This window comes from Clostridium paraputrificum AGR2156 (assembly GCF_000424025.1).
In the GTDB taxonomy this organism is placed as follows: Bacteria; Bacillota; Clostridia; order Clostridiales; family Clostridiaceae; genus Clostridium; species Clostridium paraputrificum.
The window spans coordinates 61,941-74,339 of record NZ_AUJC01000001.1; the positions used below are offsets into that span (position 1 = coordinate 61,941).

General features: G+C 30.4%; 13 protein-coding genes. 3 read left to right on the forward strand and 10 right to left on the reverse strand.

All coding sequences use genetic code 11. From position 1 onward, the window contains the following. Positions 1-15: 15 nt before the first annotated feature. The 7 genes from lacB to G594_RS0100355 form a co-directional block, all read right to left on the reverse strand. A complete protein-coding gene (lacB, locus tag G594_RS0100325; RefSeq protein ID WP_027096722.1) occupies positions 16-531 on the reverse strand; it encodes a galactose-6-phosphate isomerase subunit LacB in 516 nt (171 codons plus the stop codon). A 12-nt stretch (positions 532-543) separates the two neighbouring features. After that, positions 544-972 carry a galactose-6-phosphate isomerase subunit LacA gene (gene lacA, locus G594_RS0100330; RefSeq protein ID WP_027096723.1) on the reverse strand — a complete coding sequence of 143 codons (429 nt, stop codon included), beginning with the start codon at positions 970-972 and terminating at the stop codon, positions 544-546. A gap of 15 nt (positions 973-987) precedes the next feature. After that, the gene (locus G594_RS0100335; RefSeq protein ID WP_027096724.1) at positions 988-2,466 is read right to left on the reverse strand and encodes a sulfatase; all 1,479 of its coding nucleotides are present in this window, start codon (positions 2,464-2,466) and stop codon (positions 988-990) included. 131 nt (positions 2,467-2,597) lie between these two features. After that, entirely contained in the window at positions 2,598-3,410 is an 813-nt protein-coding gene (locus G594_RS0100340; protein WP_027096725.1) for a PTS system mannose/fructose/sorbose family transporter subunit IID, read from the reverse strand. Beyond that, a complete protein-coding gene (locus G594_RS0100345; protein ID WP_027096726.1) occupies positions 3,410-4,213 on the reverse strand; it encodes a PTS mannose/fructose/sorbose/N-acetylgalactosamine transporter subunit IIC in 804 nt (267 codons plus the stop codon). The genes G594_RS0100340 and G594_RS0100345 overlap by 1 nt, the downstream gene beginning before the upstream one ends. Before the next feature lie 34 nt (positions 4,214-4,247). Continuing rightward, positions 4,248-4,718: a PTS sugar transporter subunit IIB gene (locus G594_RS0100350; RefSeq protein ID WP_027096727.1), complete on the reverse strand. Its 471-nt coding sequence runs from the start codon at positions 4,716-4,718 to the stop codon at positions 4,248-4,250. Positions 4,719-4,740: 22 nt separating this feature from the next. Next, positions 4,741-5,172, reverse strand: a complete 432-nt coding sequence (locus tag G594_RS0100355) for a PTS sugar transporter subunit IIA (RefSeq protein ID WP_027096728.1) — start codon at positions 5,170-5,172, stop codon at positions 4,741-4,743. A 274-nt stretch (positions 5,173-5,446) separates the two neighbouring features. Between G594_RS0100355 and G594_RS0100360 the strand changes: the two genes are divergently transcribed. From G594_RS0100360 to G594_RS0100370, 3 genes are read left to right on the forward strand one after another with little or no spacing between them, the layout of a single operon-like run. Beyond that, complete coding sequence (locus G594_RS0100360) at positions 5,447-6,226, forward strand: sulfite exporter TauE/SafE family protein (RefSeq protein WP_027096729.1); 780 nt, start codon at positions 5,447-5,449, stop codon at positions 6,224-6,226. A 16-nt stretch (positions 6,227-6,242) separates the two neighbouring features. Further along, positions 6,243-7,370: an anaerobic sulfatase maturase gene (locus tag G594_RS0100365; protein ID WP_027096730.1), complete on the forward strand. Its 1,128-nt coding sequence runs from the start codon at positions 6,243-6,245 to the stop codon at positions 7,368-7,370. A gap of 6 nt (positions 7,371-7,376) precedes the next feature. Then, positions 7,377-10,208, forward strand: coding sequence for a sigma 54-interacting transcriptional regulator (locus G594_RS0100370; protein WP_027096731.1), 2,832 nt, complete (start codon positions 7,377-7,379; stop codon positions 10,206-10,208). A 43-nt stretch (positions 10,209-10,251) separates the two neighbouring features. Here the strand turns inward: G594_RS0100370 and folK are convergent, their stop codons facing one another. The 3 genes from folK to G594_RS0100385 are packed head-to-tail and all read right to left on the reverse strand — an operon-like array spanning position 10,252 to position 12,388. Further along, positions 10,252-11,076, reverse strand: coding sequence for a 2-amino-4-hydroxy-6-hydroxymethyldihydropteridine diphosphokinase (gene folK, locus G594_RS0100375; RefSeq protein WP_027096732.1), 825 nt, complete (start codon positions 11,074-11,076; stop codon positions 10,252-10,254). 10 nt (positions 11,077-11,086) lie between these two features. Beyond that, entirely contained in the window at positions 11,087-11,896 is an 810-nt protein-coding gene (gene folP / locus G594_RS0100380; protein WP_027096733.1) for a dihydropteroate synthase, read from the reverse strand. Positions 11,897-11,914: 18 nt separating this feature from the next. Beyond that, positions 11,915-12,388, reverse strand: coding sequence for an HD domain-containing protein (locus G594_RS0100385; protein WP_027096734.1), 474 nt, complete (start codon positions 12,386-12,388; stop codon positions 11,915-11,917). Positions 12,389-12,399: the final 11 nt, after the last annotated feature.

Sequence of the window (12,399 nt, forward strand, 5' to 3'; positions counted from 1 at the left end):
TTATCCCCCTAAATATTAATCGTGATATTCTCCTCTTTCCCACTTCTCATTGAACTCATCAAAATAATGTTCATCACCATTTGCATAATCTTTTTCTATCATGTTATCTATCTTTTCAATTAACTTCTTGTTTTCTTCTGTTGGCTTGTATTCAGTTTCTAAGAATACATCAATAATGTTTTCCATTAATCCAATCCCAGTAATTCTTCCACCAAAACCAAGAATATTTATGTTTAATTCTTCTTTAGAATATCTTGCTGTTTCAACATCTCTTACTAGAGCAACTCTAGCTCCCTTAATCTTAGCTGCTGAATTAGTTATACCAACTCCTGTACCACAGATTACTATTCCTAAATCTGCTTCTCCATTTACTACTTTTTCAGCAGTAGCCTTTCCGTATATTGGATAATGAGTTCTTACATGGTCATAAGTACCATTATCTATAACTTCATGCCCCTTTGATTTTAAATACTCAACTACGCTATTTTTAACATGTGTAACTATATGGTCGCATCCAACTGATATAATCATTTCTTTTTCCTCCTATGCCATTTTATTTAACATATCTACTCTTATTTGATGTCTTCCACCTGAGTATTCAGATGAAACGAATTTTTCTGAAATTCTTTTTCCAATTTCTAAACTTGTAACCTTAGAACCCATTGTTATTATTGAAGTATTATTATGGTCTCTAGTCATCTTAGCTGAATGTTCATCAGCTACTTGTGCACATACTATATACTTATGTTTTGCACACACATTAAAGGAACCTGTACCATATTCATCTACTACGATACCTCTTACCCCTTCTTTATTAAGAATTGCTTCACATACTAAATTTGAGGCATCATAAAAATCAACTTCTTTTCCTTCTGTTTTATCTATGACTTCATAACCTTTGTTAAGTAAGTCTTCCTTTATACCATTTTTAAATTCTACACTTTTGCTATCTGATGCAATTATTACTTTCATCGAATTTTCCTCCTACTATTTTAGATTTAGTCTTTCAAATTGCTCTTTTGGAGCATCCATTTCTTCTAATCCTCTTTTTAAAAGGTCAATATATTTGTTTTCTAAAGTTTCATCCTTTATTGGATTTACTTGAGGATAGTCTTCAACTATATTAAACAACTTACTTTCAGAAGTATATTTCAAAGCATCATCAACATTATCTAGTATTGAAGGATTTTCTATTGGAATTTTATAAACAGGATAATCTGTTCTCTTTAAGAACCTACCCATTTCTATTTCCTTCTCTCTTCCTTTTCCTAAATACTTTCTAATTGTTGTTGGTATGCATGTATATTCAAAGCATGGCTTATTTTCTTTATTAGGTGCTCTAAAATATGTATGTTCACCATCTGTAACATTCATTGCTATTCCATGGTAACCATATAAAGCATACTCCCTGTTATATTCTCTACCTTCAGGAATTGGTTTCCACGAAGCTCCTTGAACATCTTCTGGAATTTCTACTCCTGAATAATCTAGAACTGTTGGCATAATATCAATATTTTGAGTTAATACATTCACTCTTTCTCCTGCCATCTTTCCTTCTGGGAAATGTACTAATAAAGGAATGTGAGCTAACTCATTATACATATGCATATAATTCTTACCAAAGTAATTCCTTTCACCTAAGAAATATCCATGGTCTGTAGTTACTATAACTAAAGTATCTTCATATATATTAAGAGCCTTTAATTTATCTATTAATTTTCCAAAATGTTTATCTGTCATTGTAAGTAATGCGGCATACCTCTTATTTATATAGTCTAAGGCATCATCTGGCACATCAACTTCTTTATAATTTGGTGTTTCAAAATATGGTCCTTCATATTCACAACCATACATCTTCATATACTCTTCTGGAACATCAAATGGTTCATGTGGATCAAAAGTTTCTACCATCAAGAAGAAATCATCATGTTCCTTATTATCTTCAAGCCATTCACAGGCTGCATTAAATGTCTTAGGAGTTGGATATTCATCTTCTTGTCTTTCCCACTTTGTTCTGTTCCATTGATATTGTCTTCTTAATTTTCCATAATAATCATCTGGCATAAATGATGGATCATCAATTTTTGATATCCATGGATCTCCTTCTTGTCCTCTATAGAAGTCCCAAGTAGAGAATTGTTGAACATAATCCTCTCCACCTAATCTAAAATAGTGAGGATGGTCTGTTACTATATGACTAAATACATTCTTTTCTGATAATACTTTAGGAAGCGTTATATCAAATGGTTCTATTGGTCCCCAAGATCTTTCTAAAAAGTTCAAACGTCCAGTAAGTATATCTCTTCTTGCAGGCATACATGGAGCAGATCCAACCCAATGATTATCAAATGTAACTGCTTCCTTAGAGAATTTAGTTATATTAGGAGTCTTTACCCAAGTTTCATTATTGTAGACTTCCATCATATTTCTCTTTAATGTATCCATTAAAACTACGACTGTTCTCATATAAAATCCCCTCCAAATTTACTAAGTTTTAATTCATATTACTGTAGACAAGCAATAATATACTTATCAGCTTGTCTACAATAATTTTTAGGTGTGACCTTAAATTTTTAAGTTCACATATTCTTTTACTTCTATACTATAACTCCAGCCATTGACAATAATACTGCTATTATTAATACTCCGAATATTACCCAAACAGCATTCTTACCGTTAGATTTCTTTAATAGATAGTAACAAAGGAATGTTAATGCTAATGGAAGTAAGTTCGGCATTACTTTATCAAGCATTTCTTGTAACATTAAAGGATTTTCTCCTGCTGCAATCTGAACACCAAGTGTTACTTTTACAGTTGTTGCAATTAATCCACCAACAACAATAACTCCAAGAACGTTAGCCATATTTGCTAATCTGTCAAATATACCTTTTCCGTTATCTTCTCCACCTAAAACTTCCATCCCTTTAGAATAACCTTTAGTTACACCATAATACTTTAACGGGAAGTATAAACAGTTAATCATTAAGAACATTAATATTGCACCTAATATGTTTCCATCTAAAGCGAATGCCGCACCAATTGATCCTGCTATAGGCATCCATGTGAAGTTAAGCATACTGTCTCCAATACCAGCTAAAGGACCCATTAAACTTGTCTTCATTGAGATTACTGATTCTTTTTGATCTTCATCTGTTGTCTCTTCCATTGCTGCTACGATACCTAAGATAAAAGGCATTGCTATTGGATGAGTATTGAAATACTCTAAGTGTCTCTTCATAGCATTAGCTCTTTCTTCTTTTGATTTATCTTTATAAAGCTTCTTAAATATTGGCTTTAATATATAAACTGTACTTAAACTTTGCATTCTTTCATAGTTATGAGAGAATTGACATATTTGTGATCTCCAAAATACTTTCTTTAAATCCTTTTTATCAATTAAGTTAGCCATTATAGATCCCAGCCTCCTTCTACACCTTCTTCTACTTCAACAGATACTGTCGCTGCTTTATTAACAGATGATTCTTTTTGTTTATTGTTCATTATTAAGTCATAAACACCTGCGAAACATGCACCTATTAATGCTAATGCTAATGTAGGTAAATTTAAGTATGCAGTTAATGTGAATCCTAGTATTAAGAACATCCACATATTCTTTTTAAGCATCATAGTCAATAACATTGCTATACCTACTGCTGGAATTGCTTTTGATGCAACTGTTAAACCGGTCATTACGCTTGCTGGTATTGCTGCCATAATAGAGTCAATTGCACTTGCTCCTAAAAATACAGCTATAAATGTTGGTACTGCTCTACTTAAGAAAATTAAGCCACCACCCATATATTGAAGCTTGTCAATCTTATCAAAATCACCTGTTTCAGCAATTTTATCTGCTTTGTGTACTAAAGAAATACTGATAGTTTTACATAACATATCAAGTTGTTGAACTAATAATGAAACTGGAATTGCAACAGCTACACCAGTTGCTTCTCCACCGCCTGATAAAATACCAATTGCTACACCAACTACTGAACCTGAAATAACATCTGGTGGAACATAAGAACCTACGTTGTTTACTCCTAACCACATTAATTCTAATGTTGCTCCAATTATAAGACCTTGAGTTAAATCACCTAAAATAAGTCCTGTTACTGCACCTGCAAGTAATGGTTTTCTGAAACCTAAATGTGGTCCATATTGGTCCCATGCACATATACCTGCCCAAACAGCCACTAATAATGCTTTGATTAACATAATAACCTCTCCTTTATTAATTTATTTATAAATTTTAAATTAGATCCTTCATGTATACTACGTCATCTTTAGGTACCATTTGTACAAATACTTCAATGCCTTTATCCATAAGTTCTTTAAATGCACTTTCTTCTTCAGGGGTTACTGAAATTGACTTTGTAAGTCTCTTTCTAGTTTCGTTGTATCTCATTCCTCCAGCATTTACCTTTTGAATTTCTAATCCCCCATTTACTACTTTTAATACATCTGTTGATGTTGTAAATAACAGCAAAGTATCCTTCTTTATTGGATTCTTCTTTAATACTTCTATAAATTGATCTACACCAAATACTAAAACTCTTACTCCTGCTGGAGCTGCAAGTCCTACTACTGATTTTTGTACTGGATCCTTGCTTACCTTATCATTAATTATTAGGACTTGTTCTATGCCATAGTCTCCAATCCAAGTTGAACAAACTTGTCCATGTATTAATCTGTCATCAATTCTTACTAATTTAACACCCATTTTTATTTCCTCCTTAAACTCTCTATAAAGCTATTTCTTCCTCTTCTTCTTTTACTGATAACTTCTTGTTTATATCTATAAATGTTTCTTTATAAACCTCTTCTAACTTTTCTTTAATTGCTTCAGTTGGTAACTCTCTGTTTAATAATAGTTCTAATAGAACAGGTAAATTAAATCCTGTATACACTACTACATCGCATCCATCTAATATCATTCTTGAACTAGCGTTACATGGAGTCCCTCCAAATATATCTGCTAGAATAATTATTTCTCTTTCATCTTTTAATTCTTTATAAGCTTCTCTAAGCTCCTCTAAAACATTTTCTAAATCCTTATCATCAGTAACTGAAACTATTTTATACTTCTCTTGCTTCCCAACTATCATTTCAGCACTCTTCATTGCATACTCTGCAAAATGCCCATGACTTATTAATATGATTCCTATTTCTTTCATTTATGTACTCCCTCCTTATGCCTTTATTTAAAGCAAGTACCGTGCCAAAATCAGTATTGCAAGTGTATATAACGTTTTCAAACAAGTATAATACTCATTAATACTCTTTTTAAAAAAACAATACTGTTTATTAGTATCAATCCAATACTCTTCATATAAAATAGTATTTTTTTTATTTTCTAATAAGTTTGAAATCTGCTTGAAAATTATAGAAATTGAAATTAATATAGATAGTATAGGCTTTTTACAAAAGTTAGAATTGGAGGAAAAACAAATGAATTTACTTTACTTATTTATTGCTTTAGGGGCTACGACCCTAGGTTCAATGGCAGGTCTTGGTGGCGGGGTAATAATAAAACCCATTCTAGATTTCTTAGGCGACTATAACTTATCAACAATAAGTGTATTATCGTCATTCACTGTTTTTTCTATGGCTATAGTTTCCATAATCAAGCAAATACGTTATAAATTCAAAATTGAAGTAAGAAAAACTGTGCTTATTGGTATAGGTTCAATCTTTGGAGGTCTTATAGGAGAAAAACTAGTAAAGTTCATTTTAACCTTAATGCAACCAATAACAGTTACAATAATACAAAACTTTGTACTAGCTACACTACTAATTCTTGTATACATATACATGAATAATAAAGACAAATTTAAAAGCTACCATATAGAAAATTCTTTAGCATGTATAGCAATAGGGTTGCTTTTAGGAGCAATAGCATCTTTCTTAAGCATAGGAGGAGGACCAATAAATGTTTGTGTTCTTACAATATTCTTCTCAATGAATACAAAGGAGGCAGCTGTTAATTCAATAATAACTATATTATTTTCTCAGGCTTCAAAGCTAGTAACCGTTGCAACTTCTTCTGGTTTCAGTGGATTTGACTTAAGTATGCTACCATTTATGGTTGTGGGTGGAATCCTAGGAGGAATAATAGGTTCTAGGCTTAATAAGCTATATTCAAGCGAAACCATTCTAAAAGTATTTAACGTAGTATTAATAGCATTAATTATATTAAATTTCTATAATATTCTTTCAGTATTTATTTAATATGGGAGGTTAAAAAATGAAAAGAAATTTAAGCTTAATGATAAAACCGTCATCTAGTAAATGTAACTTAAAGTGTAAATACTGTTTCTATCACTCTATTGCTGATGCAAGAGATATAAAAGACTATGGCTTTATGCCACTTTCTACTCTTAAAGAAATCGTTTTAAAAGCTACTGACTATTGTAATGGTGGTCATTGTTCTATAGGTTTTCAAGGAGGAGAATCTACTCTTGTGGGCCTAGAATTTTATAAAGAGCTTATCAAATACACTAAAGAAATAACCAATAGTACAAGCTTCTCATTCTCAATTCAAACAAACGGTACACTACTGAATGATGAATGGGGGGAATTCTTAAAAGAAAATAAATTTCTTGTTGGTATTTCTCTAGATGGAAATAAGGATATTCATAATTTAAACAGACTTGATTATAAAAATAATGGTAGTTTTAATAGCGTCAATAAAGGTATTACTATACTAAAAAAATACGATGTTGACTTTAATATTCTTACTGTTATAACCTCAGCTTTGTGTAAAAAAGTTGAAGGCATTTATAACTTCTACAAAAAAAATAACTTTAAATACATTCAATTTAATCCTTGTTTAGAACCCTTAGAAAATACTTCTATGACTTTAGAAGAATATTCACTTACACCTAAAGAGTATGAAGAATTTCTCATTAAAACATTTGATCTATGGTATAAGGATGCATTAAACAATAATTATGTAAGCATAAGATTATTTGATAATATATTAGGACTATTCTTAAATAAAGATTACGAAGCTTGTGATATGAGAGGAGTATGCTCATGTCAACATATTATTGAAAGTGATGGTTCAGTATATCCATGTGACTTTTATACCTACGAGAATTACAATATTGGAAACATACTTAAAGACTCCTTTGACGACATTCATAAAAATGAAGGAACCATTAACTTTTTAAAGGAATCCACCGAAATAAGTACTAAATGCAAATCCTGCAAATATATGTTAATTTGTCGAGGTGGTTGTAGACGTCACAGAGAGAACCAAAATGATAATCTTAATTATTTCTGTGAAGCTTACTATAACTTCTATTCATATTCCTTAGATAAATTTAGACATCTATCACTTATAATTAAGAATTCTTCTTTTAGGAGGTAGATTAGGGTGTTAAGAATTGATGTCATAAAAAATCATATTGAGGCTTTTTGTGAAAACGTTACTATTAATGATATAAAAGAAAATCCAACTTTAGGAATTTCCTCTTTAGATATAGTTGAAAAACTTAGTATACTTAGAAATAATGCCTCTTCAGATTTGAATAAACTTTATAAAGATGGTTTACTTATAAAAATCAAAGGAAAACCAACTAAGTATTTTGACAGAGAGCGCTTTGAGAATATATTTCAAATCCTTTTAGAAGACCAATGTCTAGAATGCTCTTCTTTAGCAGATTTAGTTCCAATTTTAGATTATTCAAATGAGAAAGAAGTTAGTAATACTAATAACTTAGATCCTTTTAACAAATTAATAGGTTCAAATCATAGTTTAGCAGGTATAGTAAAGTTAGGTAAATCATCAATACTTTATCCTAATGGACTTCATACTATACTTCTTGGAGAGTCTGGTGTTGGTAAAAGTCTATTTGCCGAAATCATGTATGAGTATGGTGTACAAAATAATGTGTTTAGCAAAAACTCCTCTTTTGTGGTATTTAACTGTGCCGACTATGCTAATAATCCAAATCTATTAGTTGCTCAATTATTTGGTACTGTTAAAGGAGCATATACTGGCGCAGATACTGACAAAAAAGGGTTAATAGAAGAAGCTGATGGTGGGGTTTTATTTTTAGATGAAATCCATAGACTTCCTCCAGAGGGGCAAGAAATGCTCTTCTTATATATTGATAAACAAAAATTTAGAAGACTTGGAGAAACTTCCTCTGAGAGAACTGCTAAGGTTCTAATAATAGCAGCTACGACAGAAAATCCTAACTCTATGTTGCTTACTACATTCCTAAGGAGAATACCATCATCAATAAGAATTCCTAGTCTTAAAGAGAGAACCTTAAGTGAAAAACTAATGCTAGTTAACAATTTATATAGTGCTGAGTCTAAAAAAATAAATATGCCTATACATGTTGATAAAAACTGTTTATCAGACTTAATGCTATATAATCCTCATGGAAATATCGGTCAACTAGCAAGTGACATTCAACTATCCGTTGCTAGATCATATTTAGATAGTAGACTCAACAACTTAGATAAAGTTCATATAACCAAAGATTCATTGCCACTTTATACTAACAACACTCTATCTAACATAGAAATCTCAACTAGACAAAAAGTTGAACTTCTTTTAGATAAAAATGAATATAAATTTTCACCTGGAAGCCAAATCTTTAAAACGGCTCCCACACCAACATATGACTTTGTAAAATTCTATAATAATCAATTAAACATCTTAGGAAAGGATAATGTAGATATTAAGAAAACTTTTTCTGATTATACCCAACTAATTGCAAAAAATCTTACATTACAAAAAATGTATCCAGATTTTTTAGATGATGAAACATCAGAAATAATATCCACTCTATCTGATATTTTATATGATGATTTAAATCTTGTAATTGATAGAAGTTCATATGCAGCACTTGCTTTATATCTTAAAAATTTAAAAGACTACAATAGTGATACTAAACAAATTTCTAAAACTACAGACTTATTGGATATACCTTTAGAAATTCAATCAGTTTGCAAAAAGATTGTTAAAACTCTTGAAGTTAAATTTAATATATACTGTCCAACTGAAGAACTTAACAATCTAATGATTATAATAGATTCCTTAAAATCTAAAGAAAATTTTGATTCTGTAGGTATTATGATAGCCGCCCATGGAGACTCTTTAGCTAGTAATATAGCAGATGTTGCTAACGACTTACTTAGCATTAATTTTGCTTTAGCTATTGATATGCCTCTTACTGAGGATGCAAGTAAGATATTACCTCTATTCTTAGAAAAATTAAAACCAGGAACCTTTAAAAGAGGATTAATTTTATTTGCTGATATGGGGTCACTAACTACTCTTGATGAAGTCATAAAAGAGAAAACTGGAATAAATATTGTAACTGTTAATTCAACTAATATATTATTAGTTATCGAAGCTATTCGGAAGTCCATATTTTTAAAGAGTGATATGGATGATATTCTTCATGATTTAATAGGAATGAATAACAAACTTTCTTATAGCTTTAATAAAAAAATAGAGAACCACCTTTCAATAAATAAAAAGAGGTTAATATATACTGTTTGTAATTCAGGTGAAGGCGTGGCAAACTACCTTCATTACAACTTAAAGAATATATTAAAAGATAATAATATTTATGATATAGAAATAATTCCTTTAAATTTAGAAAGTAAGACTCAACTTAGAGACATAATACATCGAACATCTATTGATAAGAAAACAATAGCTATTGTAGGTAGTATAAACCCAGATACAAACGATATTCCATTTATATCTTTGGAGGATATCGTATTGCATAATGGTGTTAATAAACTTCTTTCTTTAATAGGAGTACAAAATAAAAATACTGAAAATAAAATAGTTACAACCTTAACAAAAGATATAGCAATAAATATTACTTGTGATGCTGTAGACAAGTATTTAACTATATTCTCAGCATACAAGATAAAACCACTTGTCTTTAACTTTATAAATGCTATCGAAAAGAATTTAGAAATTGTATTAACAAACTCTAGCATAACAAAAATCTTTATTCATTTATCCTGTGCTATAGAAAGAATTTTTCTTAAAGACTTTATTTTAACCCCTCAAGAAGAAATGTCTAGCTATATTATAAATAATGAAAAGTATGTAAACGTAACAAACAGGGCGCTAGAAGAATTAACTGATAACTTGAATATAACAATCCCAACAAATGAACTTTACTATATATGTGAAATAGTAAAAGATGCTTATAAACAAGCTACAACATAAAAAATTATAGTTATATCTACATCAAAAAAGAAAACTGCCTATTCTAGCAGTTTTCTTTTTCTATATCCTCTAATAATCTAAATACTCTCTTTTTAAGAAGTGGATGTACTTTATTACCACATATTTCACTAAGAGGTTTTAATACAAATTCTCTTTCTTCCATTCTTGGATGTGGAACTGTAACCAACTCATCTTCTAACACTAAATTATCATAGAAAATAATATCTAAATCTATGATTCTTGGGCCCCACTTAATTATTCTTTCTCTCTTCATTTCCTGTTCTATATCTAATAGAACCTTCATAAGTTCCTGTGGTGAAAGAATTGTCTTAAGTTTTAAAGCAGCATTTACAAATTTCTCTTGATCTAAGTAGCCCCAAGGCTCTGTTACTAAGAAAGAAGATACCTTTTCAACCTCTATTTCCTTATAAGAATTTATTAACTCTATTGCTCTATGTAAGTTTTCTTCCTTATTTCCAATATTGCTTCCTATTGAAAGATATGCTTCATGCCATCCTATTTCAATCTGTACTGCTGCATAATCTAAATGTCTTCCTATTGGTGCCCAAGGTTTTTTTAAAGTTACCTTAACCTCTTTAACTAAGGGATAATTATACAAAGTAAACTCTGCTACCTTTTGCGCCGCTGTTTCTATAAGATCATACGATTCCTTCACAAATTCTTTTTCTATACCATGGCAAAGCTCACCATAGTGAACTGACCTAGTTAAATCCCCAGTTCTTCCTGCTTCTTCTAAACTCAAAGTTAATTCTAAATCTAAAATAAACTTTTGCCCTAAAGTTTTTTCTTCTTTAAAAACCCCATGATTAGCAAATATCTCAACGTTTTTTAAATATATCTTATCCATTCTATACACCTTATTTCGCTTTAAGTATTGCATCAGTCATAACACAAGCCCTTTTATTCTCTAAAACATCATGAACTCTTACAAATTCACAACCTTTCATTATTCCAATTACAGTAGTTGCAACTGTTCCCTCAACTCTTTCTGTAACAGGTAAATTTAAAGTTAATCCTATCATAGACTTTCTTGATGTTCCAAGTAATACTGGTAGCCCTAAATTCTTTATCTTTTCTAAGTTATTCATAACAATTAGATTTTCTTCATAAGTCTTAGCAAAGCCTATTCCTGGATCTAATATTATGTTCTCTCTCTTTACACCTGCTTCAAGTGCAATATCTATACTTTCAGCTAAATCCATAATTATGTCATTCATTAAATTAGTATAAGGTTTATCTTCCCTATTATGCATTAAGATACATGGAACATTGTACTTTGCAGCAACCTTTGCCATTTCCTTATCTTTTTTAAATCCCCATACATCATTAATAATGTCTGCCCCTGCCTTTATTGCTTCTTCAGCAGTTCTAGCCTTATATGTATCTATAGAAATTATAATATCAAACTTTTCCTTAATAGCTTTAATTATTGGCACAACTCTATTTATTTCTTCTTCAACCCCTACTGGTGCAAAGTTAGGTCTTGTAGATTCTCCACCTATATCTATTATGTCAGCTCCATCTCTAATAAGTTCTTCTGCATGCTTTACTGCAAGTTCAACCTCATTAAATTTCCCTCCATCTGAAAATGAATCAGGTGTAACATTTAAAATTCCCATTACATAAGTTCTTTCACCTAAGTTAAATTCCTTATTTCCTATTTTCATTTTTCCTCATACCTTTCTCTAATACTTTATTTTAAAGTTCTTTTTCTCTTTACTCCAATAACAATCTTTTTCAGATTTACACGAAAAACAATTTCTAGACAGCTTGTCGCTTTCATATATAATTCTAGATAACTCATCAACACTATCTTTTCTATGATTCTCTATTCCTTTTAAAATTTCATTCTTCTCCTCTTTTGTAAAGCTAGTTTCCTTTAAAATATCTTTAGCTATTATAACACTACCTTCATGGTGTGGAATTTCTTCTTTATACTCTAAAACTCTTCCAATATCATGTAATAACCCAATTGCATAAATAACCTCTTTAGAATACTTAAGCCCCTCTTCTAAAACTCTTATGTACGCAATTCTTGAAACATCCAAAAAATGCTCTATGGTATGATTACAAAATACTCTTTCCTTTTCTAGCTCACTAAGTTCCTCTAAATAAACCTTGTAATCTTTATTATTTAATATCTCATTAACCTTATCCAAAGTCTTTAAAT

Coding starts and splice junctions, on each gene's coding strand:
- lacB (WP_027096722.1), bottom strand. CDS start 531: ATGATTATATCAGTTGGATGCGACCATATAGTTACACATGTTAAAAAT.
- lacA (WP_027096723.1), bottom strand. CDS start 972: ATGAAAGTAATAATTGCATCAGATAGCAAAAGTGTAGAATTTAAAAAT.
- G594_RS0100335 (WP_027096724.1), bottom strand. CDS start 2,466: ATGAGAACAGTCGTAGTTTTAATGGATACATTAAAGAGAAATATGATG.
- G594_RS0100340 (WP_027096725.1), bottom strand. CDS start 3,410: ATGGCTAACTTAATTGATAAAAAGGATTTAAAGAAAGTATTTTGGAGA.
- G594_RS0100345 (WP_027096726.1), bottom strand. CDS start 4,213: ATGTTAATCAAAGCATTATTAGTGGCTGTTTGGGCAGGTATATGTGCA.
- G594_RS0100350 (WP_027096727.1), bottom strand. CDS start 4,718: ATGGGTGTTAAATTAGTAAGAATTGATGACAGATTAATACATGGACAA.
- G594_RS0100355 (WP_027096728.1), bottom strand. CDS start 5,172: ATGAAAGAAATAGGAATCATATTAATAAGTCATGGGCATTTTGCAGAG.
- G594_RS0100360 (WP_027096729.1), top strand. CDS start 5,447: ATGAATTTACTTTACTTATTTATTGCTTTAGGGGCTACGACCCTAGGT.
- G594_RS0100365 (WP_027096730.1), top strand. CDS start 6,243: ATGAAAAGAAATTTAAGCTTAATGATAAAACCGTCATCTAGTAAATGT.
- folK (WP_027096732.1), bottom strand. CDS start 11,076: ATGGATAAGATATATTTAAAAAACGTTGAGATATTTGCTAATCATGGG.
- folP (WP_027096733.1), bottom strand. CDS start 11,896: ATGAAAATAGGAAATAAGGAATTTAACTTAGGTGAAAGAACTTATGTA.